This window comes from Sulfitobacter sp. (genome assembly GCF_039977885.1).
Lineage (GTDB): Bacteria > Pseudomonadota > Alphaproteobacteria > Rhodobacterales > Rhodobacteraceae > Sulfitobacter.
Map to the genome: position 1 here is coordinate 47369 of NZ_JBDWCI010000012.1, position 20670 is coordinate 68038.

General features: G+C 57.7%; 20 protein-coding genes and 1 tRNA gene. 11 read left to right on the plus strand and 10 right to left on the minus strand.

The features are described from left to right. Nucleotides 1-313: 313 nt before the first annotated feature. The gene (locus ABJM03_RS08640; RefSeq protein ID WP_035920163.1) at nucleotides 314-526 is read right to left on the minus strand and encodes a helix-turn-helix transcriptional regulator; all 213 of its coding nucleotides are present in this window, start codon (nucleotides 524-526) and stop codon (nucleotides 314-316) included. A gap of 383 nt (nucleotides 527-909) precedes the next feature. Here ABJM03_RS08640 and ABJM03_RS08645 point away from each other — a divergent pair, with 383 nt between their 5' ends. Then, nucleotides 910-1326: a hypothetical protein gene (locus ABJM03_RS08645; RefSeq protein WP_348416991.1), complete on the plus strand. Its 417-nt coding sequence runs from the start codon at nucleotides 910-912 to the stop codon at nucleotides 1324-1326. 2 nt (nucleotides 1327-1328) lie between these two features. Here the strand turns inward: ABJM03_RS08645 and ABJM03_RS08650 are convergent, their stop codons facing one another. Beyond that, nucleotides 1329-1676: a hypothetical protein gene (locus ABJM03_RS08650; RefSeq protein ID WP_348416992.1), complete on the minus strand. Its 348-nt coding sequence runs from the start codon at nucleotides 1674-1676 to the stop codon at nucleotides 1329-1331. A 600-nt stretch (nucleotides 1677-2276) separates the two neighbouring features. Here ABJM03_RS08650 and ABJM03_RS08655 point away from each other — a divergent pair. After that, complete coding sequence (locus ABJM03_RS08655; protein ID WP_348416993.1) at nucleotides 2277-3182, plus strand: tyrosine-type recombinase/integrase; 906 nt, start codon at nucleotides 2277-2279, stop codon at nucleotides 3180-3182. A 62-nt stretch (nucleotides 3183-3244) separates the two neighbouring features. Here the strand turns inward: ABJM03_RS08655 and ABJM03_RS08660 are convergent. After that, nucleotides 3245-3318, minus strand: a tRNA-Cys gene (locus ABJM03_RS08660). Between the two features lie 167 nt (nucleotides 3319-3485). Here ABJM03_RS08660 and ABJM03_RS08665 point away from each other — a divergent pair. The 3 genes from ABJM03_RS08665 to ABJM03_RS08675 all read left to right on the plus strand — a co-directional run bounded on the left by ABJM03_RS08665 (nucleotide 3486) and on the right by ABJM03_RS08675 (nucleotide 6936). Beyond that, complete coding sequence (locus ABJM03_RS08665; RefSeq protein ID WP_348416994.1) at nucleotides 3486-4139, plus strand: protein-L-isoaspartate O-methyltransferase; 654 nt, start codon at nucleotides 3486-3488, stop codon at nucleotides 4137-4139. 79 nt (nucleotides 4140-4218) lie between these two features. Continuing rightward, on the plus strand, nucleotides 4219-5622 hold the full coding sequence (locus ABJM03_RS08670) for a TolC family outer membrane protein (protein WP_348416995.1): 1404 nt from the start codon (nucleotides 4219-4221) through the stop codon (nucleotides 5620-5622). Nucleotides 5623-5799: 177 nt separating this feature from the next. After that, nucleotides 5800-6936, plus strand: coding sequence for a hypothetical protein (locus ABJM03_RS08675; RefSeq protein ID WP_348416996.1), 1137 nt, complete (start codon nucleotides 5800-5802; stop codon nucleotides 6934-6936). 3 nt (nucleotides 6937-6939) lie between these two features. Here ABJM03_RS08675 and ABJM03_RS08680 read toward each other — a convergent pair whose 3' ends face one another. After that, nucleotides 6940-8403: a cobyric acid synthase gene (locus tag ABJM03_RS08680; protein ID WP_348416997.1), complete on the minus strand. Its 1464-nt coding sequence runs from the start codon at nucleotides 8401-8403 to the stop codon at nucleotides 6940-6942. A gap of 64 nt (nucleotides 8404-8467) precedes the next feature. On the opposite strand from ABJM03_RS08680, the gene ABJM03_RS08685 reads away from it, so the two are divergent. Next, nucleotides 8468-9043, plus strand: coding sequence for a cobalamin biosynthesis protein CobQ (locus ABJM03_RS08685; RefSeq protein ID WP_348416998.1), 576 nt, complete (start codon nucleotides 8468-8470; stop codon nucleotides 9041-9043). 56 nt (nucleotides 9044-9099) lie between these two features. Here ABJM03_RS08685 and ABJM03_RS08690 read toward each other — a convergent pair whose 3' ends face one another. After that, nucleotides 9100-9420 carry a DUF6280 family protein gene (locus tag ABJM03_RS08690; RefSeq protein ID WP_008228933.1) on the minus strand — a complete coding sequence of 107 codons (321 nt, stop codon included), beginning with the start codon at nucleotides 9418-9420 and terminating at the stop codon, nucleotides 9100-9102. A 219-nt stretch (nucleotides 9421-9639) separates the two neighbouring features. Between ABJM03_RS08690 and efp the strand changes: the two genes are divergently transcribed. Continuing rightward, a complete protein-coding gene (gene efp, locus ABJM03_RS08695) occupies nucleotides 9640-10203 on the plus strand; it encodes an elongation factor P (RefSeq protein WP_348416999.1) in 564 nt (187 codons plus the stop codon). 69 nt (nucleotides 10204-10272) lie between these two features. Here the strand turns inward: efp and ABJM03_RS08700 are convergent, their stop codons facing one another. Further along, complete coding sequence (locus ABJM03_RS08700) at nucleotides 10273-11022, minus strand: folate-binding protein (protein WP_348417000.1); 750 nt, start codon at nucleotides 11020-11022, stop codon at nucleotides 10273-10275. 78 nt (nucleotides 11023-11100) lie between these two features. Between ABJM03_RS08700 and ABJM03_RS08705 the strand changes: the two genes are divergently transcribed. Further along, nucleotides 11101-11784 carry a TIGR04283 family arsenosugar biosynthesis glycosyltransferase gene (locus tag ABJM03_RS08705; protein WP_348417001.1) on the plus strand — a complete coding sequence of 228 codons (684 nt, stop codon included), beginning with the start codon at nucleotides 11101-11103 and terminating at the stop codon, nucleotides 11782-11784. Between the two features lie 3 nt (nucleotides 11785-11787). On the opposite strand, the gene ABJM03_RS08710 is transcribed toward ABJM03_RS08705, so the two are convergent. After that, nucleotides 11788-13647 carry an ABC transporter ATP-binding protein gene (locus ABJM03_RS08710; RefSeq protein WP_348417002.1) on the minus strand — a complete coding sequence of 620 codons (1860 nt, stop codon included), beginning with the start codon at nucleotides 13645-13647 and terminating at the stop codon, nucleotides 11788-11790. A gap of 162 nt (nucleotides 13648-13809) precedes the next feature. On the opposite strand from ABJM03_RS08710, the gene ABJM03_RS08715 reads away from it, so the two are divergent. Continuing rightward, nucleotides 13810-15018, plus strand: a complete 1209-nt coding sequence (locus ABJM03_RS08715) for an aminotransferase class V-fold PLP-dependent enzyme (protein WP_348417003.1) — start codon at nucleotides 13810-13812, stop codon at nucleotides 15016-15018. Here ABJM03_RS08715 and ABJM03_RS08720 read toward each other — a convergent pair. Together ABJM03_RS08720 and ABJM03_RS08725 are read right to left on the minus strand one after the other, a co-directional pair. Further along, nucleotides 15015-15191 carry a hypothetical protein gene (locus ABJM03_RS08720; RefSeq protein ID WP_348417004.1) on the minus strand — a complete coding sequence of 59 codons (177 nt, stop codon included), beginning with the start codon at nucleotides 15189-15191 and terminating at the stop codon, nucleotides 15015-15017. The two genes, ABJM03_RS08715 and ABJM03_RS08720, sit on opposite strands and share 4 nt — an antisense overlap. Nucleotides 15192-15244: 53 nt before the next feature. Continuing rightward, nucleotides 15245-16348 (minus strand): pyridoxal phosphate-dependent aminotransferase, encoded by a 1104-nt coding sequence (locus ABJM03_RS08725; RefSeq protein ID WP_348417005.1) that lies wholly within the window; start codon nucleotides 16346-16348, stop codon nucleotides 15245-15247. A gap of 97 nt (nucleotides 16349-16445) precedes the next feature. Between ABJM03_RS08725 and ABJM03_RS08730 the strand changes: the two genes are divergently transcribed. Next, entirely contained in the window at nucleotides 16446-16613 is a 168-nt protein-coding gene (locus ABJM03_RS08730; protein WP_348417006.1) for a Tat pathway signal protein, read from the plus strand. A gap of 75 nt (nucleotides 16614-16688) precedes the next feature. After that, a complete protein-coding gene (locus ABJM03_RS08735; RefSeq protein ID WP_348417007.1) occupies nucleotides 16689-17477 on the plus strand; it encodes a crotonase/enoyl-CoA hydratase family protein in 789 nt (262 codons plus the stop codon). Nucleotides 17478-17516: 39 nt separating this feature from the next. Here the strand turns inward: ABJM03_RS08735 and ABJM03_RS08740 are convergent, their stop codons facing one another. Continuing rightward, nucleotides 17517-20456: a valine--tRNA ligase gene (locus tag ABJM03_RS08740; RefSeq protein WP_348417008.1), complete on the minus strand. Its 2940-nt coding sequence runs from the start codon at nucleotides 20454-20456 to the stop codon at nucleotides 17517-17519. Between the last annotated feature and the right edge of the window lie 214 nt (nucleotides 20457-20670).

A 20670-nucleotide genomic window follows, 5' to 3' on the forward strand; every position in this document is an offset into this window, starting at 1 on the left:
GAATCCTAAGGTGCTTATCAAGCATGTCGTCAGACTGCTGGATCCGTTTCCTGTGGATTGCAGCTACTTGTGAAAGTCACAGCATCAGCGAGTTCAGGGATTTTGGGCTACTCTCTGGGTTCTAAGAAAGTGTCTGTTTCAGTGGAATGATCTGAGCAAAGTGGTATTTCAGGAGGGCCGCCATCGTATAACGCTGCCTGCGTCTCGCCGTTATCCCACTGATACAGCAGACCGATTTCTTCGCCAGTCTTGATACACGTAATGCGACCGATGGCTTCGGCCGTGGTGCGAACACTCTCAAGTTCGGGCAAAACTAGCCCCTCTCGTTAAACAATTCCTTCGGGGCAACATCGAGGGCAAGCGCAATCTGCTCCAGAATATCGATTGATGCTGAATTCTTGGCGAGTTCGATCTCGCTGATGTAACTGCGGTCCACGTCCGCAGCCAAAGCTAGTTGTTCTTGGCTCATACCTTTGGAATTTCTTAGATTCCGGATGTTTAGCCCTACTTGTTCCCTCAATTTCATGGCCTGTATTCGGCCAGATCACCAGAACCACTCTACGGAATATATTCCACAAAACGCGCGAGAGCCTCACAAAGGGCATGCTCGCATATGGTGTAAAGATTGAGGTTAAGAGTAGCATATCAATAGTGCAGTAATGTAAACATAAGGCATTTATTGATATGTGGTGCAGACTTATCAGAAATTGGATCGCCGGAGCTGTCGTGGCTCTTCTTTCAACCGTGGCTCCACAAGCGGCAAAAGCCTATCAAGTTGATTGCGCTATTCTGCTTTGCCTGGCTGGTGGGTGGCCAGCTTCAGCAGAATGTGCCCATGCCCGTGCCGTGTTTATCCGCCGGATCACGCCCTGGCCAATTGAGCCGCCGTTGCAAATCTGGCGTTGTCCGATGGGTGTTTCTCAGCGCGCGCCTTTGCAAAGTAGGGCCCCAACAATTTGGGACGCCAGCAACCAATCAGGTCAGCAGCTCGCCCAAGTCATTCTGGCACAGTTGGTCGAAAACGGTGCCGATATCGACATCAGTGGTCTGGAATTCGATTTTGTGCGCTCGATCCGTGTTTGGGATGTTCGGCGCTACAGCCATCGCGAACGTGGCCGCGACGATGATTGTTCTGAGAGTTACAACATGCGCCTCGGAACCTACGGCACGCAGGGCGAATTCGGCTGGCACCGCACGACACCAGCCGCCGCCCCACAATGGGTTCTGCCGACGCGACGCTGTTCGTCTTCAAGCTGGCGTCGCGGGGTCGGTGTCGAATGGGAAGATCACGAAGGCAACCATGGATATGAGTGGGTGGCCTACTAAGGCTATTCGCCGATGTCCTTCATACGTTCCGCGATATCGCCCGCAATGCGTTCATAAAGGGCGGCTTGTTTATCCCTTGGCGTCCCTGGCTTTGGGTTTCTCCTGCGGATGCGCTTGGCAAGCCAGAACAGCATCCGGGCCGCTGGATCGGATGTCGCATCCGGTTCTGCAGCCGGGTACTTCTCCTCAAGAGCGACGACGATTTCCTGAGACAGGCTGCGCCGGTTCAGTGTGGCATGCGTTTCCAGACGCTTCTTGAGCGCGGCGGGAAGCAAGAGTTTGAATTGGACCAAGGCTTCTTCTTTCATGATTCCATGATGGACAATATTTGTCCCCAATGATATGGACATTTTATGTCCTTTTGTTGAGGTGTAAATATGAAGACAACCCAGTTCAAACTTAACCTTCCAGCGGACGTGAAAGCTTGGCTCGAAGAGGAGGCTGTGCGGAACTTGCGCTCACAAGGCGCTCAGGTGGTGTCTTGTTTGCGGGCAGCCATGTCGCGGCAAGAAGCCGTGGGTGAGAGTGCGGAAAAATGAGCCCAAGCCATATTCAGCTGATTCCGACCCCAGAGCTTGCGCTTCTCTTCGGCTACAGTGAGCCGAGCGCGTCCTTCTATGACTTCTGCCGTAGGACGGGTATCGCTCCGGTGCCAGGGCGGCGCGGGTGGTATGACCCGAAACTCATTCGCGCGCGATTGGATGCTGTTCAGGGCATCAGCGCGGCAGAACGCGAGGCCACTTCGCAACCGAGCCTCGTTGCACAGCGGAGAGCGCGTCGTGCCCAGAAATAACCTCCCCAAGGGCGTCCACCGTGTCCGGCGCAAGGTCGTGTCCGGTGTTCGCTACCATTTCTATGCTTGGCGGGGTGGCCCTAAATTTTGGGAAGGGACGGACCCAAACCCAAAGGAACCCGAATTTTTCTATGCGTTTTCGCAGTGCGGTGCGCCCGTGAGCCCGGCCGAATATCTGACGACTCACTTGGTCGACGATTTTCTGTCCAGTGCGTCACTGCCCAAGGCTGAGCGTTCAAAGGCGGATATCCGCAAATGGCTGGAGTTGTTCCGTGAGGAGTTTGGTGCAGATCCTGTCGCGATGTTCGAAGAACGCGCCTCGCGGGGCGAGGTTAACAATTGGCGCAAGAAGTGGCTTCATTCGCCCAAGCAGCACGATATGGCGGGCACCCATGCGACGCGCGTCCTCAATTGGGCGGTGGAAGAGGGGAAGCTGAAAGAGCATCACTGCCACAAGCTCAAAAAGCTCTACCAATCGAACCGCACAGAAATCATTTGGACTAGCGGCGACATCTCTCAGTTCAACAAACATGCACCCAAGTGGGTCCAGAGGATACTGATCGCCGGATGCGAAACCGGCTTGCGAGCGGCCGATTTGGTTCAGGTCAAAATGGACCAATTCGAAGACACGCCGCACGGCAAGCGCCTTCGTTTCAGGACCAGTAAGCGCGGCCAGATCGCATATATCCCCGCCACTTCAGCCCTTGAGCAACTGATTGCAGAGACGCCGGAGGGCCAAGATGTGCTGCTGGTATCAGAGCTTGGCAGGCCTTTGACGGCCCGTTGGGCATCGAACCAGATTACCAAGTGGCGGCGCGAAGCTCAGATTCCCCCTTGGATCGACGGCAGAGAGAAGACTCTGTCTGACACGCGCGGGACGGCGGCGACAAGATTGCTGAATGCCGATCTGTCTTTGCGCCAAATCGCAGTTCTGATGGGTTGGTCGGTTCGCTACGCGGCGCAGGTAATCGAGCATTATGCGCAGGTTAGCCCGGACGAAAGCGATGCGGTTCTGCGCAAGCTCAATCGAGCAAAATCACTGTCTCAAGACACAAAAATGTAAACGCCCCTGTAAACGCGGGGCCACAAACACGGCAAGGAGTGATGTAAGTGATTGTTTTTAAATGGAGGCGAGTACCGGAATCGAACCGGTGTACACGGATTTGCAATCCGCTGCGTAACCACTCCGCCAACTCGCCGCCGTGTGTTGCTATAAACAGGTGAGGGCGGGGCTGCAAGTGGCAAGATGGGGGATATTTGCGCTGTATTCACACAAGTGTAGATGGGCCGGATGTGGCGTTGCTGATGGGGCGGGGTTGTGGCACATTGCGGCGTAACCGGATTCTGTATGATAGAGCGTTCTCCTATGACCGATTTTTCCAAACGACGTACCATGATGGTGGATACGCAAGTGCGCCCCTCTGATGTGACCAAGTTTCCCATCATTGATGCAATGCTTCATGTGGCGCGCGAAGATTTTGTGCCGTCGACGCAACGCGAGGCCGCCTATGTTGGTGAAAACCTTGATCTGGGCCAGGGGCGGGTGCTGCTCGAGCCGCGTACCCTTGCAAAGATGCTGGATTTCCTGGCGATCGGGAATGATGAGCTGGTGCTCGATCTGGGGTGTGCATATGGCTACTCAACAGCCGTAACAGCGCGAATGGCGCAGGCTGTTGTAGCTGTCGAGCAGGACGAGGATATGGCGCGAGAGGCTGTTGATGCCTTGATGGCGGCAGGCGCGGATAATGCAGTTGTGCATTCCGGAAAATTGGCCGAGGGCGCGCCGCAGCATGGTCCTTATGATGTGATCCTGGTGCAGGGCGGAGTTGCGCAAGTGCCCGAGGCGCTGACTGATCAGCTCAAAGAAGGAGGGCGGATTGCTGCGCTCTTTATGGACGGTCCCCTTGGTGAGGTTCGGCTGGGGCGCAAGCGTGCGGGTAAGGTAAACTGGCGTTTGGGCTTTAATGCGTCGGCACCCATTTTGCCTGGCTTCCAAAAAGACACAGTGTTCTCCTTTTAAGTGCAGGGTATTTGCGCTGGCACCTGAATTATGATTCTGTGATAGCAAGGAACCATCCATGCGGCTAAGGGGATTTGAAATGCTGTTTGATAAGATCAAGCGGGCAGGGCGCGTTGCCGTGGTGTTGACCGTCGTGTTGGCCCCGGGGGCGCATGCTGAAACATTGGCTGATGCATTGGTCAGCGCTTATAAAAGCTCAGGATTACTTGCCCAAAACCAGGCGCTTTTGCGGGCTGCGGACGAAGATGTGGCCGCGGCTAGGGCTGCTTTAAAGCCTGTCGTGCGCTGGACTGCAGATATTACCCAGACCCTTGGGCAGGGGCGTAGCTCTTCCACGTCTTTTGACAGCGACAGCCTTGATGTCACAGGCAGCTTGATCGCAGAGCTGCTTTTGTATGATTTCGGAGCATCCTCACTGAATATTGAAGCGACCAAGGAGACGGTTCTAGCCACGCGGCAGGCATTGATCAGCGTCGAGCAGCAGATCCTGTTGCGCGCGGTGGAGGCCTATAACGGGGTTATCGAAGCCAAAGAATTCGTATCGCTGCGCCAGAACAATGTGCGTTTGCTTCAACAGGAATTACGTGCCGCGCAGAATCGCTTTGAAGTAGGTGAAGTGACGCGTACCGATGTTGCATTGGCCGAGGCACAGCTTGCCGAGGCCCGCAGCGGATTGGCGACATCACAAGGTGACCTTGTTGCGGCGGTTGAGGAATTCCGCAATGCGACGGGGCGTGCGCCCGGCAACCTTGAAGCGACGCGTAGTTTGCCGAAGATCGAGGCGAATGTAGACACGGCCAAGGCATTCGCTTTGCGCCGCCACCCTGATTTGCGGGCCGTTCAGCATCAGGTCTCAGCCGCTGAACTTTCTATTCGGACAGCACAGGCGCAGCAGCGCCCGACAATAAGCGCGCAAGGTTCCGCGACGCTCAGCAGTGACCTCGAAAGCAGCGACTACACCAGCTCTGCGTCGATTGGCATTGTCGCTGGCGGGCCTATCTATTCGGGTGGTTTGTTGTCTTCGGCTGTACGCAGTGCGCAAGCGCAACGCGATGCGACGCGGGGCAACCTGCATACCGTGTTGCGTAATGTCGAGCAGAGCGTGGGCAATGCCTATGCGCAGCTGCGTGCGGCCCGCGCATCCCTTGCGGCCTCCGAAGAGCAGGTCCGTTCCGCGCGCATTGCCTTTGAAGGTATCCGCGAGGAAGCGAAACTGGGCGCACGGACAACATTGGATGTTCTTGATGCCGAGCAATCCTTGCTGGATGCGGGCGCAAGCCAGATCGCGGCGCAAACACTTTTGCATAATGCCGCCTATGCAGTGTTGTCGTCGACGGGGCAGTTGACTGCACGTGATTTGCGTTTGCCGGTGCAGCTGTATGATGTGACCGAGTATTATAACCTCGTCAAAGACAGCCCGACAGCGCGCTCCAAACAAGGTGCGCAGCTTGATCGGGTGCTGAAGCGGCTCCAGAAAAACTGAGTTTTGTCATGATCTAATGAGAATTTGGGCTGCCCGGCGGGTGGCCCTTTTTTATATGCGAAAAATTTCCCCAATCGGGAAGCGTGAGACGAATTTTATACTCTTCAATGATTTGCGCCCCATTGTGAGAATCTAATTCGCGGGCTATCGTTGTCCCCGAGCAGAGAGTGGTGAGAAATGTCAAAAGCCGTCACAAATGAAGAGGTCGAAGATGTTTTGTCTTCGATCCGCCGATTGGTATCAGAGGATAAACGTCCGCTAGCGGGGCTGCGCACAGCCTCCGCAAAGCAAGACACAGCGCCGAAGGTCGAAGGCTCCGATGAGATCGTATTCAAAGACCTTAAAGCGGCAGCGCCAAAAGGCGATGCCCCTGCTGAAGCGTCCGACCGTCTGGTTTTGACCTCTGCTTTACGCGTTCAGGATACGCCGACGGAGGCACCTGAAAATACTGAAGACTCCGCCCCTCTCGATCTGGGCGCTGTTGCGCGGCAGACTTGGATGGAGGACGAATCCGATTTGCCTGACGGACCTGAGGCAGAGGCGGATGAGGCACCTTTGATGCTGTTCCCGCAGGCAGCGGAAGCCGATTGCGCGCGTGACGATGAAGAAAGTGCCGCAATGGATGCAGTGAATGCATTGGTGCAGGACACGCTGGAAAACGAAGCAGCGCAAGGCGCTGAAAGCGATTATTCCGACGAAAGCTATTGGAACGACGAAGACCTGGCCGATTCCCCCGCCGGTTTTGATATCGAGGCGCAAGAACGTATGCGCGCAGAGGAAGAAGCCTCGATTCCCGAAGACAACGCCCCTGAGACAGACGAAGACGATACGCAGGTAGAGGCGGCGACGCCGACATTCGTACCGGCGCGCGAGCTTTACGGTGACACGGGCAATATCTCGGTTCTGCCACTGACAGCCAAGATCGCCGCACTAGAGGCCGCGGTGAGTGGTACCCAGCAAGAGTGGGAGCCCGATGGCAGCGAGGAAGAAGACCTTGTGCCAGCGGATGCTGTAGCCATGGCCTGGGAAGATGACGTTGATCTGGATGCGCTTGGTGCGCCTGTTCTGGATGATGTCGAAGCTGTTGAGGACATTGCGGATACGCCCCCCGAAACCGAAGAACAAAGCACGGCACCTTCCGCTGCTTTTGGCGCTGAGGATCAGCTTCTTGATGAAGAAGCCCTGCGCGATTTGGTCAGCGAAATCGTACGCGCTGAACTACAAGGCGCTTTAGGAGAGCGGATCACGCGGAATGTACGCAAACTGGTGCGCCGTGAAATTCACCGCGCCCTGACGGCTCAAGAGCTGGAGTAAGGCTCAGCCGCCGACCTCGGTTGCGGCAAAGAGTAGGGTATCGAGGTCGAAATAGGCCTCGATATGCGCGGCAAGCGCGTCGAGTGTCTCTTCCACGCGGTCTTCGAAGGCGACCGACGACGTCGCGCCCAATCCGGCCAAATAGGCCGCGCGGAAGCTGTCTGATGCAAAAATCCCGTGCAGATAAGACCCCAGCACGCGGCCATTTTGGCTGCTTGCGCCTTCATCCGTAATGCCCAAACGCAGCCATGGCGCGCCGCAGTCAGGGCCTAGGGTCTCACCCATGTGAATTTCATAACCGTTGAGCTCTGCGCCACTGTCCAGATGCACACCTTCGCGCAGTGACAGGTTTTTGACAGGGGCCAACACTGTATCGACATCCAGATGCCCCAAACCTTGCACGCGGCCTGCGGGGCCTTCGATCCCATTGGGGTCATCAATGCTACGGCCCAGCATTTGATACCCGCCGCATAGACCCATCACATGGCCGCCACGCCGGATATGCGCGGCTATATCAATGTCCCAACCGGCAGCGCGCAGGGCAGCAAGATCAGCAATGGTAGATTTGCTGCCGACCAATAGCACCAGATCCGCATCAGAGGGCAGGGGCGTGCCGGGGGCAATCATGCGCAGATCGACTGAGGGCTCGGCGGCCAGCGGATCGAGGTCGTCAAAATTTGCGATACGCGGCAATTGCGGAACGACGACAACCAATCCGTCCCCACCAGATCGCGCCCGCGCGGGCAGGTCCATCACGTCTTCGGCGGGCAGGCGGGCGGCATGGTCAAACCAGGGCAGCACCCCAAGGGAGGGCCACCCCGTGCGCGCGGCAATATCATCGCGGCCCGCGTCAAACAGGCTGCGGTCGCCGCGGAATTTGTTCACGCAAAACCCTTTGATCATCGCGTTATCGGCCTCTGACAGGACCGCCTGCGTGCCGACGATCTGGGCAATCACACCGCCACGGTCAATGTCGCCCATCAGGATCACCGGGACGCCTGCCGCGCGGGCAAAGCCCATATTGGCAATGTCGCCCGCCCTCAGGTTCGTTTCCGCAGGGGAGCCGGCCCCCTCGACCACGATCAGATCACATTCACGTGCCAACCTGTGAAAACTATCCAACACAGCAGGCATCAGAGTTTGCTTGTTTCGGCCAAAGTCACGGGCTTCTTGATGGCCTGCAACCTGACCTTGGACAATGACCTGCGCACCTGTGGCGGTTTGCGGTTTCAGCAGGATCGGGTTCATGTCCGTATGGGGCGCAACGCCACAAGCCCTTGCCTGTAGGGCCTGAGCGCGCCCGATCTCGCCGCCGTCGCTGGTCACGGCGGCATTGTTGGACATGTTTTGCGGCTTGAACGGGCGCACGGTCAGGCCACGTGCGCGCGCCGCTCGCAGGATGCCTGCGACGATCATGGATTTGCCGACATTGCTGCCGGTGCCCTGTAACATGATTGCGTTTGCCATGGTTTGCCTTCCCCGAATTTCAGGGGCAAGGTGGCGCAAACATCGCCAGAGGAAAAGCCATTTCATGAATACACCTGCGCATCTTTTGATTGGCGCTGCCGCCTTTGGCAAAAAGGGCCGGCGCGGGGTGATCTGGGCTGCTTTGGCGGGGGCGCTTGTGCCTGATATGTCGCTTTATCTGCTGGCAGGCGGTGCGATGTATCTATTTGGTATTTCGCCCGATGTGGTGTTTCGCGAACTTTACTATTCGGACAGCTGGCAGGCAATTTTTGCGATCGATAACTCGTTCTTTGTCTGGGGGGCTATCCTGGCGCTGGCATTGTGGCGGCATAGCGCTGCGAGTGTGGCATTCGCGGGTGCCGCGTTGCTGCATCTTAGTCTGGATTTTCCACTGCACCACAACGACGGGCGGGCACATTTCTGGCCGATCTCGAATTGGGTGTTCGACAGTCCGTTCAGCTATTGGAACCGGAATTACGGAGCCGATTGGATTGGCCCGATCGAGGCGGCGCTTACCGCTGCGGCTGCTGTCCGGCTATGGCTTTTACGGCCGGGGTGGGTTCTTGGGATTGTGGCCGGGCTTTTGCTGGTTGCAGAGTTTTCGGTCACATCTGTTTGGGTGTTTGTCTTTGGTAGATGAAAAAAAACGCAGCCCGTAGGCTGCGTCTTTTTTATTGGTCTTAGGCTGGGGCGGGTTTAAGCCGCTTCGGCCTGCTGTGCAGCATTGCGGCGTTCTGATTCTTCACGCGACAGGGCAACGGATGTCCGTACGCCTTTGCCAACAAAGTCCATCAGGCCGGTTACAACGCGTTCGTTCGGGTCGATGCCGGCGCAGCTGAGTACTTCGCGGCCATCGCGTGAACGTGCCCAGCGGGCGATTTGCTCAGGACCGTTGCCGTATTTTTTGTCGTCTGCGATTGCATCATCAAGTGCCGCAAGTACTACGGCAGCAAAGAGTTTGCGGGCGCGGTTACCTTGTTCATTATTAAAGGCCGTGCCATCAACGAAATCTTTCAACTCGTCGTCCTTCCATTATTCTTGCTCTTGTCATTTCGGCGTTCGCCCCTTCTGACAGAAAAGCTTTGATTCGGATACCCTGTTTATGCATGGCATCTATGCTTTATGTGCATAGCTTAGGGGGCATGCCTATGCCAGATAGGGCTCCTTGCGCGTGGTTACCTCACAAGATATAGGAGCGGCTAACAAATCATCAACCTTTTGCTAGAGTTTTGACACATGCCAAAAATCAATGGAAACGAGATACGCCCCGGAAACGTGCTTGAACACAACGGCGGTTTGTGGGCGGCTGTCAAAGTCGATCATGTTAAACCGGGAAAGGGCGGTGCCTTTGCTCAGGTCGAGATGAAGAACTTGCGCAACGGTTCCAAGCTCAACGAACGTTTCCGCAGCGCGGATAAGGTCGAACGCGTGCGTTTGGAGCAAAAAGATCAGCAGTTCCTGTATGAAGACGCGGGCATGTTGGTTCTGATGGATACCGATACCTATGATCAGGTACAGCTGCCTGCCGATCTGCTGGGCGAGCGTCGCCCGTTTTTGCAAGATGGTATGATGATTGTGGTCGAATATTACGAAGAAGAGGCCATCAACGCCGCCTTGCCGCAGAAAGTGACCTGCAAGATTGCCGAGACCGAGCCAGTGGTGAAAGGCCAGACCGCGGCCAATTCATTCAAGCCTGCGATCCTTGATAACGGTGTCAAAGTATCCGTGCCGCCCTTCGTAGGGCAGGACGAGGATATCATCGTGAACACAGAAACGATGGAATACGTAGAGCGCGCCTAAGCGCGGCTTTGCCGGAATTTAAAAGCGGTCCCGATTTGCGGGGCTGCTTTTTTTATGCGTGGTGCGTCCTTATGCGTCGTCAATACGCCTGAGCGTGGCAGCATCTGCCTGCATCTCGCCTGTGGCACGCTCGTAGCGCAAATAGGCAAGTGCCTCATCCCCCGCGCGGCTGAGCAATGTGCCGGCGGCTTTGCCGTCTGACACGATTGCTGTGCCAAAGGCGGCATCGCCTGTGATCGCCACTTTGGCCAGCCCTTTGCGCAGCTCGGTCTTGTGCTTCATACGCGCAGTCACTTCCTGCCCCACATAACAACCCTTGCGGAAATCCACGCCGCAAATCCGCTCGAACCCCATTTCAAGGATAAAACTGTCCGGGGTCAGTTCTGCGCCGCTGCGCGGGATCATGTGGCTGACATAAAGCGCGTCCCAGTCGGTTGTTTCGTCGCTTTGCGGAGTGTCGCGCAGGGCGCGCCAGCCAAGGGCAGGGTGGCGGGGATCGGCTAGACCGTCCTCTGGCGCGGGGCCAGTGCCGCGGTGCAGGTAGAGCTGGGTCGGCGTGATGGTCACATCGGCGCGCAATTTATACATCGACAACCGCTGCACCAACATCTCCGCCTGTGCCGCATCCGCATCCAGCAGGATGTCGTCCCCATCGGCCTGCAAGAAGAAATCGGCTATATACTTCCCCTGCGGTGTGAGCAAAGCAGCATAGACAAGGCCCTTTTGAGTGAGTGCGATGTCGTTGGTGATCAATCCTTGCAGAAAATCTCGGGTATCTGCACCGGAAAGACGCAAGATTTGACGGGTAGATTGGGTCATCGGGGTATCCTTTTGGCGACACTATTAATATAACAGTTAACGTCCCGCTTTACAGGGGCATGTAGTAGATGAGGTGCCATGCGGGCTCGGATATCAGTGATCGTTCCCACGTTGGACGCCGAACCGGCGCTCAAAGGGTGTTTTAATGCGTTGTTGGAAGGACTTGACCAAGGGCTCATCCGCGAGTTGATCGTGAGTGATGGCGGATCATCCGATGCAACAGGGGCAGTGGCGCAGGCCTGGGGCGCAGAGGTGATTGACGGTGCGGCGTCGCGGGGCGGGCAATTGCGGCGCGGCGTTGCAGCAGCACAGGGTGAGTGGTTTTTGATCCTGCATGCCGACACGGTTCTGGAAAAAGGCTGGGCCGAAGCTGTCGCCGCGCATTTGGAAAGTTCGACAGATGCAGGATGGTTCCGCCTTGCTTTTGATGCAAAGGGGCTGGCACCGATGCTGGTTGCCGGCTGGGCCAATCTACGCAGCCATTTCGGATTGCCCTACGGGGATCAGGGATTGCTGGTGCCGCGCGATCTTTATCTGGAAGTGGGCGGTTATTCGGATCAGCCATTGATGGAGGACGTCGACCTTGCACGTCGCTTGCGCGGGCGTTTGCAGGCCTTGGACGCAAAGGCCGTGACCTCGGCCTCTAAATACCGTCGCGACGGATGGCTGCGGCGCGGTGCGCGTAATCTTTGGACTTTGCTGCGCTATGCTGCGGGCACTCCGGCAGAGCGGCTTGTGCAAAGTTATAACCGCCAAACCTGAGGCCTAGCTGCCAAAAAGCCGCTGGCCGATGCGTTGCAGCAGGCCAGGCGGGCGGGGCGCGGTTGTGGCACGACGCCAGATCACCCGTTTTCGTGGTTCTTCCAGAACGGTTTTACCGTCTTTGAATTGCAGCCGGTACAGATCGGCATAGATGCCCCCGCGCGACAGCAGTTCATTGTGGGTGCCTTCGTCAACTGCGCGACCGCGTTCCATCACGATGATCTTGTCGGCATTGCGAATGGTGCTGAGCCGATGCGCAATGACAATTGTTGTGCGGCCTTGGGACAGATGCTCAAGCGCATCCTGAACCACCTGTTCGGATTGGGCGTCGAGCGCGCTGGTCGCCTCATCCAGCAGCAAAAGTGGTGTGTCGCGCAGCAGTGCGCGTGCGATAACAACGCGTTGCCGTTGCCCGCCCGACAGGGCCGAGCCGCGCGGACCGACAGGTGTGTCCAGTCCCTGCTCCAGTTGAGGTAGGAAATCACTGATATGGGCGGCATCCAGCACTTGTTTGAGGGCTGCATCTGTGACGTCCGTGCGGCCCAATACGATATTTTCGCGCAGGGTTTCATCAAACAGCAGGGCTTCTTGGCTCACGACGGAAAACAGTTTGCGCAGCTCGGGGATGGCCATGTCCGAGGTCGCGACCCCGCCAATGCGGACTTCGCCGCTTGAAGGGTCCAATAAACGGGTAAGCAGGTTGAAAACGGTCGATTTGCCGGCGCCCGACGCGCCCACAAGCGCGGTTGTCTGCCCGGCCTTCGCATGCAGCGACAGCCCGTTCAGCACCTGGCTTTCGCCAAATGACAGGCTCACCTCGTTGAGCATGATATCGGGGTTTGTGGTGGGGGCAGGGAGAGGGGCCTGTGGTGAGACAAGGCGCAAAGGCGCATCCATCAGCTCTTTGATCCGCTCCAGCGCGGCGGCCGCGACCTGCCATTGCCCGCTGATCCCTCCCAGCCGGCGCAGCGGATTAAAAGTGAAACCCATTGCGGTGAAAAAGGTCATAAATTGGCCAATGGTTTTGTCGCCGCTCAGGATCTCTGAGCCGCCATAAAGGATGACGGCCATAAACCCTATGCCGGAAATAATATCGACCATTGCGGGGATGGCCGAGTTGCCAAAGGCGCTGCGCACTTCGGTCGAGACAAACTGTTGGGTGATGTCGCGGTATTGCCTGGATTGATAGTCTTCCATGGCATTAAGCTTGATCTGGACGATCCCGTGAAACACCTCGTCAAGGCGGGTAGACAGGCGTGCCCCCAGATCGCGGGCCTCGCGGGCGCGGCGGCGGACAAACCGCTGGGCAAAAGCTGCGGGGAGCACCATCATAGGGATGCCGATACAGGCCAATAGCGCCCAAACCGGATCAATCGAAATCGCGACCCCTAGCAGCACCATAAGCCCGATAAAGTCACGGCCAGCGCCGGTGATGATCGCGCGCCAGACATCGCCCACGGCGCTCACGTCCGATTGAACGCGTTGCACCAGAAAGCCGGGCGGGTGGTTTTGATGAAAGGCCCCGTCCTGTTGCATCATCCGGTCCAGCAGATCGATCCGCATATTCGCAGCCGAACGTTGCGCAATGCGTGTCAGCAGCACCTTTTGCCCCACGCCCGCAATTGCGCGCACCAGAAAAATGGCCACCAGTACAAGGCCGACAATCCATAGCAAATTTTCCTGCCCGCCGACAAAGACACGGTCAAACATCGGCTGCATCAGCTTGGCCAACGCGCCAAGGCTGGCCCCTTCAAGGGTCATCAGCAAAACCGCGACGGCCAATGTGCTGGTGTGGCGCTTAAGGTAGCCCCGCCAAAGCCAGCGCATGAGCGGGGCGGAGGAATAGGTTTGTCCGCTGCTCATAGGAAGGGGCCTTGTTTTTGGGCGTTTGCGCGTGATTGCAATCTTACTGTGCTCAGGCAACAGGAGCAAGCGCGGGGCCGATTGACGACACCTGCGAAAAACCTATTGTCCGGCCTAATACTTGCTGCGGGCAAGGCTTTGATTGGAACAGGAATATTAATCATGACACAACGGCCCAACCTGTCACACGGACGTGGATATCTTGCTATTCCGGGACCATCGGTAATGCCTGATGCCGTGTTGCAGGCCATGCATCGGCCAGCGCCTAACATCTATGCCGGGGAGTTGCCCGATATGATGCCGGGGATCGTGGCCGATTTGAAACGTGTGGCGCGTACAAAGCATCACGTGGCGCTATATATCGGGAATGGCCATGCCGCATGGGAGGCCGCGCTAGCCAACGTCATCGCCGAAGGCGACCGCGTTTTGGTACCTGCAACCGGCCGGTTCGGTCATGGCTGGGCCGAGATGGCAGCAGGCATTGGCGCGGATGTTCAAGTAATGGATTTCGGTAAATCAAGCGCAATGGATTTGGACGAAATCGCCCGGACACTTGCCGCGGATACCGATCACCGGATCAAGGCAGTGCTTGCCGTTCATGTGGATACTTCCAGCTCTATTCTGAATGACATCAAAGGGCTTCGTGATGTGCTGGACGCATCAGGCCACCCTGCTTTGTTGATGGTGGATTGCATCGCCTCATTGGGCTGTGACCGTTTTGAGATGGACGACTGGGGTGTGGATGTCATGGTCACCGGCTGTCAAAAAGGGCTGATGGTGCCGCCGGGATGCAGCTTTGTTTTCTTCAATGATCGCGCCGCGGCTGCGCGGGACGCCATGCCAAGGGTCAGCCGATATTGGGACTGGAAGCCGCGCAGTGCGCCGACAGAGTTCTACCAATACTGGAACGGTACGGCTCCGACGCACCATGTTTACGGCCTACGTGCGGCGCTGGATATGATCCATGCCGAGGGCATTGAACAGGTATGGGCCCGCCATTCGGTACTGGCACGCGCTGTCTGGGCTGCTTGTGATGCATGGTCAGCGCAGGGCGATTTGCGCCTGAATGTGGCCGATCCTATCCATCGCAGCACGGCCGTGACCGCCTTGCGTTTGGGAGCCGAAGACGGCACGCGCCTGCGCAATTGGGTAGAGCAGGAATTAGGTCTGACATTGGGAATTGGCCTGGGTATGGCTGAACCTGATGATCCGGCCTATCACGCCTATTTCCGCTTGGGGCATATGGGCCATGTCAGTGGCCAGATGGTTATGGGGCTGTTGGGGGGTATTCAGGCAGGCATGAAAGCACTGGGTATTGCGCATGGTCAGGGCGCGCTGGATGCGGCGGCCGAGGTGATTGGCGGGAGTTAATCCCGTCTACCCTCGATCCATGTGAACAGGCGGTTGATGCCCCAGCCCGTTGCGGCGGCGGCAATCAGCCCCCAAAACGCCCAAAGCGCGATAAGGATCCAGGCGATGTTCACGCCGAATATCACGATACAGGCTTTGGTGAAATTCGGCGCACTGCCGGGGCTGTTGTTCATCTGCGGCCTCTTTTTCCTGACGTGATCAAAAAGTAGCGCAAGATTCCCCGGCGTCAGCTTTTTTCTGCATCGGCCAAAGCCGCGGGCAGGGTTCGGCCTAGCAGGGCCAGCATCTGAGGCGTCCCACAGCTTATGCGGATGCAGCGGTTCTGCGGCGCGACAAAAGGCATGCGCACAAAGATACCGCGGTCGATCAACCCGTCCACAACAGCCTTGGCAAAAGCCGCGTCACGGCCACAATCGATGGTCACGAAATTGGTCGCCGACGGCAACGGAACCAACCCGTTTTCGCGGGCAATCGCTGCAATCGTATCACGGGCCTGTGCGATTTGTTGTTGGACATGGGCAAGGTAGTCGTGATCCTCAAGCGCGGCCAAAGCGCCTGCCTGTGCGGCGCGGTTCATGCCGAAGTGATTGCGAACCTTATGAAACGCATTGATCAGATCAGCAGCCCCCAAAGCATAGCCGACACGCGCCCCCGCCAGCCCGTAAGCCTTTGAGAAGGTGCGCATTCGAATTACGCGTGGATCGTCAAAAGGCAGTGGCAGCGCCGTGCCTTCGGGGGCACATTCGACATAGGCTTCATCAAGGACCAGCAGGGTGCGGGGTGGCAGTGACCTCATGGCATTGGCAATATCCGCCCCACTATAATGGCTGCCCATAGGGTTATCGGGATTGGCAAGATAAACCAGCTTGGCATCGACTTCTGCCGCCTTGGCAAACAACGCGTCAGGGTCTTCGAAATCGCCCTTGTAAGGCACAGTGTGCAAGGTGCCGCCAAAACCGGCGACATGATAGTTAAAGGTAGGGTAAGCGCCGGCCGATGTGACAACCGCATCGCCGGGCTCTACCATCAGGCGCACCAGATACCCCAGCAGACCGTCGATGCCTTCGCCGACCATAATATTTTCCGCGGCACAGCCGTGATGGGCAGCCAGTGCCGCCCGCAGCTCGGCGCTTTCGGGATCGCCGTACATCCACTGCTCGGCCTGCGCCATAGCCTCAATCGCGCGGGGCGAAGGGCCAAAGACGTTCTCATTTGCCCCCAGACGTGCATCAAAGACGGCACCGCGTGCGCGCTCTTGGGTTTCGGGGCCGACAAAGGGGACCGTGGCAGGCAGGGATCGGGCAAGCGGGGTAAGGCGAATATCTGTCATTAGGCCAGTTAATGCGCGCCGCGCATCAAGGGCAAGCCTTGTTCTGGGGCGTTATGTGCTTACATGAGAATGGATCGCATAAACGGGAGGACAGACCATGGCCAAGCTCACAAGACGTGGATTTATCGGAACGACCGCCGCCGCAGTCAGCCTGCGTGGCGCGGGTGTATCCATTGCGCGGGGCAAAATGCGGCCGGTGCTGACGCTGGTGTATGACAAAAGCCTTGGCATGATGCGCGCTGTGGAAAAGCTGGTGCCGCGTTGACTGCCGCCACGTTTATCTAGCCGCGCGGCAAGGCATCTGGTTGGATGGGGCAACCCTGTCCTGAAAGGAAAACCTATGGCCCGCGTCTCTGTTACCTATGAAAACCACATCGCCCATGTGCGCCTGACCCGCGCTGATAAAATGAATGCGGTGGATCAGGAAATGATCACCGCGATTATTGAGGCAGGGCAAGAGGTTGCATCCTCTGACGCGCGCGTTGTGATTATATCGGGCGAGGGAAAAGCATTCTGTGCGGGCATCGATATTTCCGGCCTGTCGGCCATGATCGGTAAAGACCCCGCCGATCTGTTGATGCCGCGCACGCATGGCGAGGGCACGACGAACCAATGGCAAGAAGTGGCGATGGTCTGGGCGCGGATGGATATTCCGGTGATCGCGGCGGTGCAGGGGGTGTGTTTTGGCGCAGGCATGCAATTGGCGCTGGGTGCGGATATCCGGATCGCCGCCCCTGAGGCGCAATTCGCGGTGATGGAAATGAAATGGGGCATTGTGCCGGATATGGGCGGGATGGTCCTGCTGCCCCGCCTTGTGCGCTCGGATGTGCTGCGGCGCTTGACCTATACGGCAGAGCTGATCGGTGCAGAACAGGCGGAGCGGTGGGGGCTGGTGACAGAGATTGCCGAGGACCCGTTGGCCGCAGCGCAAGTGTTGGCAGAGAAAATCGCGAGCAAAAGTCCCTCGGCCATTCGTGCCGCCAAACGTCTGATAAGTATCGCTGAATCTGAGGATGAGACAGCCGTTCTACATGCGGAGTCGCAGGCGCAGGCTGATCTGATCGGCAAGCCGCATCAGATGGAAGTCATCGCAGCGACCTTTGGTAAGCGCGATCCGGTCTTTAAGTAGCAGATAAGGCGCAGGCCGTGTGGCCTGCGCCTGTGATCTTTAGCCGATTTCGGCCAAGCGGGTGAGGGCGGCTTGCAATTGCTCGGCCTCTTCATTGCGTGCGGCAAGGTTGGCTTGGGCCTCTTCCACCACTTCCGGCGGGGCGGAGGCGGCGAATTTGGGGTTGTTCAAACGGCCCTTGAGACCGCCGATTTCCTTGGTCAACTTGTCCAGCGATTTCTGCAAACGCGCCTTCTCTTCGTCGATGTCGATCAGCCCCTCTAGCGGCAGACCAAAGGTGGCACCCGCAGCCCCGATGGCCACGGTCCCTTTCGGGAATACATCCGCTTTATCAAGGGTTTCCACGCGGGCAAGGCGTTTGATCATCACCTCGTTATTATCCCAAGCGGCCTGTGCGCTGGCGTCCATTTCGGTGACGATCATAGGGACCTTCAGGCCGGCGGGGACGTGCATTTGGGCGCGGGCGGAGCGGATGCTTTCGATCAGGGTGATGACCCAGTTCATCTCGCGGTCGGCGGCATCGTCCAGCAGGTCAGCGGTGGTGTAGGTTGGCCAATCGGCGTGCACGATCATCTTGTCGCGTTTCGCGGTTTCCCCCCAAAGCTCTTCTGTGATGAAAGGCATGATAGGATGCAGCAGGATCAAGCATTGATCCAGCACCCAAGCCATTGTTTCGCGGGTCTCTTTTGCCACATCACCCTTGCCGTCATCATCTTGCAGCAAGGGTTTGGAAAGCTCAACATACCAGTCACAGACCTTGCCCCAGACAAAGGCATAAAGCGCATTTGCGGCGTCGTTGAAACGGTAGGTTTCCAGTGCCGCGTCGACTTCTTCGCGCACGCGGGCGGTTTCGCCGATGATCCATTTATTGAGGGTCGCAGCGGGTGTCACAGGCGGTACACCGTCTGTGCACCGCGTGTACACACGATCTGGATCGAAGACGCCGTTCATTTCGGCGAATTTATGAGCGTTCCAGACTTTGGTGCCAAAGTTGCGATAGCCCGCGATGCGCTGTTCTTCCATCTTGAGCGCCCCACCAAGCGAGGCCATGGCCGCATTGGTGAACCGCAGCGCATCGGCACCGTATTGGTCGATGATCTCCAGTGGGTCGATGACGTTGCCTACGGATTTCGACATCTTCTTGCCCTTGGCATCGCGCACGAGGCCGTGGAGATAGACGGTGCTGAAGGGGATCTGTTTCACGGTGTCGAGCTGCATCATCATCATACGCGCAACCCAGAAGAACAGGATGTCTTGGCCTGTGATCAGATCGGAGGTGGGGAAGTATTTGCCCAGCTCTGCGGTTTGCTCGGGCCAGCCGAGCGTGCCGATGGGCCAGAGGCCGGAGGAGAACCATGTGTCTAGGACATCGGGGTCGCGGGTGAGGGTCTTATCCCCTGCGAGGGCCTGTGCGGCTTCTAGGGTTTCGGCGCAATATTCATTGCCGTCTTCGTCAAACCAAACTGGAATCTGGTGCCCCCACCACAACTGGCGCGAGATGCACCATGGCTCGATGTTGTCGAGCCAGTTGTAATATACTTTCTCGCCGCTCTCGGGCATGATTTTCACATCGCCGTTGCGCACGGCGTCGAGGGCGGGGCCTACGATCTGGTCTGTGTCTACGAACCATTGGTCGGTCAGCATCGGCTCAATCACCACTTTTGAGCGGTCGCCGAAGGGCTGCATGATCGGTTTGGATTCGACGTAAGCGACGGTCTCGGTTTGCTCAACCTTATTGCCGTCTTCGTCTTTGACCGTGCGGGTGACGTCGTGCATCACGGCGAGGCCTTCGGCGGTGATGTCGGCGATGATTTTCTCGCGGGCGGCAAAGCGGTCGAGGCCGCGGTAGTCTTCGGGCACCATGTTCATGGCGGCGATCATGGCTTCGTCGAATTCGCGCTCGCCATTGGCGATGGCTTGGGCCACGGCGGCCTCTTCGGCGTAGGGTTTGCCATCGGCGCGCATGGCGGCCTTGGTGTCCATGAGGTTATACATGGGGATGTTGTTGCGCTTGGCGACTTGGTAGTCGTTAAAGTCATGCGCGCCGGTGATTTTCACCGCGCCGGAACCAAAGTCTTTGTCGGGGTATTCATCGGTGATGATGGGGATCAGGCGGCGCAGCGCTTTGGGGCCGACAGGGATTTCGCACAGCTTGCCCACGATAGGCGCGTAGCGTTCATCAGAGGGGTGCACGGCAACCGCGCCATCGCCCAGCATGGTTTCAGGGCGTGTGGTCGCGATCGAGATATAATCGCGGGTCTCGCGCAGGGTGACGTTGCCGTCTTCGTCTTTCTCGACGTATTCATAGGTGGCACCACCTGCGAGCGGGTATTTGAAGTGCCACATGTGACCGGGGACTTCGATGTTTTCGACCTCGAGATCGGAAATCGCGGTCTCGAACCGTGGGTCCCAGTTCACAAGGCGTTTGCCGCGGTAGATTTTGCCTTCGTTGTACATTTGCACAAAGACTTTGATCACGGCGTCGTGGAAATTGGGCGAGTTTTCATGGCCTGTGCGCGTGTCACCCGGCGCGCCGGACATGGTGAAAGCGTTGCGCGACCAATCACAGCTTGAGCCGAGGCGCTTGAGCTGGCCTACGATGGTGTCGGCGGTGGCTTCTTTGTATTTCCACGCATGGGCGAGGAATTCATCGCGGGTGAGGTCGGTGCGTTTGATGCCTTCCTCGCCCAGCTTGTTTTCCACGGCCAATTGCAGGGCGATGCCTGCGTGGTCCTGACCGGGTTGCCACAGGGTGTCGAACCCGCGCATGCGGTGCCAGCGGGTCAGGATGTCTTGCAGCGTGTTGTTGAATGCGTGGCCCACGTGCAGCGACCCGTTGACGTTGGGCGGCGGGATCATGACGCTATAGGTCTCGTCTCGCGAAGCGTTTGCGCCTGCCTTGAAGGCGCCGGATTGCTCCCATTTTGCGTAGAGACGGGCTTCGGCCTCTTGGGCCTCGAATTTCTTGTCCAGTGCCATGATCATAGCCTTTATTGCAACGGTTTTGCGGTGATGTAGCGCAGGCGCGCGGCTGAGGGAAGGGCGTGCGGCGCTCCTGTCGGCCCTGCGGGCGCCAGATTGCCCCGCCCGCCGTCCCGTATTGGTACAATTTAGCGGGTGCGTGTGGCTGGACACTGCGCGAGGGGCAGTTAAGTCTTGGGGGCACGGGCTGCGTGTCTTTTGGAGTATCATC

What these genes read in the sequence shown, in the direction of transcription:
- ABJM03_RS08640 (WP_035920163.1), bottom strand. Translation starts at nt 526, where the DNA reads ATGAAATTGAGGGAACAAGTAGGGCTAAACATCCGGAATCTAAGAAAT.
- ABJM03_RS08645 (WP_348416991.1), top strand. Translation starts at nt 910, where the DNA reads ATGGGTGTTTCTCAGCGCGCGCCTTTGCAAAGTAGGGCCCCAACAATT.
- ABJM03_RS08650 (WP_348416992.1), bottom strand. Translation starts at nt 1,676, where the DNA reads ATGTCCATATCATTGGGGACAAATATTGTCCATCATGGAATCATGAAA.
- ABJM03_RS08665 (WP_348416994.1), top strand. Translation starts at nt 3,486, where the DNA reads ATGACCGATTTTTCCAAACGACGTACCATGATGGTGGATACGCAAGTG.
- ABJM03_RS08670 (WP_348416995.1), top strand. Translation starts at nt 4,219, where the DNA reads ATGCTGTTTGATAAGATCAAGCGGGCAGGGCGCGTTGCCGTGGTGTTG.
- ABJM03_RS08675 (WP_348416996.1), top strand. Translation starts at nt 5,800, where the DNA reads ATGTCAAAAGCCGTCACAAATGAAGAGGTCGAAGATGTTTTGTCTTCG.
- ABJM03_RS08680 (WP_348416997.1), bottom strand. Translation starts at nt 8,403, where the DNA reads ATGGCAAACGCAATCATGTTACAGGGCACCGGCAGCAATGTCGGCAAA.
- ABJM03_RS08685 (WP_348416998.1), top strand. Translation starts at nt 8,468, where the DNA reads ATGAATACACCTGCGCATCTTTTGATTGGCGCTGCCGCCTTTGGCAAA.
- efp (WP_348416999.1), top strand. Translation starts at nt 9,640, where the DNA reads ATGCCAAAAATCAATGGAAACGAGATACGCCCCGGAAACGTGCTTGAA.
- ABJM03_RS08700 (WP_348417000.1), bottom strand. Translation starts at nt 11,022, where the DNA reads ATGACCCAATCTACCCGTCAAATCTTGCGTCTTTCCGGTGCAGATACC.
- ABJM03_RS08705 (WP_348417001.1), top strand. Translation starts at nt 11,101, where the DNA reads ATGCGGGCTCGGATATCAGTGATCGTTCCCACGTTGGACGCCGAACCG.
- ABJM03_RS08710 (WP_348417002.1), bottom strand. Translation starts at nt 13,647, where the DNA reads ATGAGCAGCGGACAAACCTATTCCTCCGCCCCGCTCATGCGCTGGCTT.
- ABJM03_RS08715 (WP_348417003.1), top strand. Translation starts at nt 13,810, where the DNA reads ATGACACAACGGCCCAACCTGTCACACGGACGTGGATATCTTGCTATT.
- ABJM03_RS08720 (WP_348417004.1), bottom strand. Translation starts at nt 15,191, where the DNA reads ATGAACAACAGCCCCGGCAGTGCGCCGAATTTCACCAAAGCCTGTATC.
- ABJM03_RS08725 (WP_348417005.1), bottom strand. Translation starts at nt 16,348, where the DNA reads ATGACAGATATTCGCCTTACCCCGCTTGCCCGATCCCTGCCTGCCACG.
- ABJM03_RS08730 (WP_348417006.1), top strand. Translation starts at nt 16,446, where the DNA reads ATGGCCAAGCTCACAAGACGTGGATTTATCGGAACGACCGCCGCCGCA.
- ABJM03_RS08735 (WP_348417007.1), top strand. Translation starts at nt 16,689, where the DNA reads ATGGCCCGCGTCTCTGTTACCTATGAAAACCACATCGCCCATGTGCGC.
- ABJM03_RS08740 (WP_348417008.1), bottom strand. Translation starts at nt 20,456, where the DNA reads ATGGCACTGGACAAGAAATTCGAGGCCCAAGAGGCCGAAGCCCGTCTC.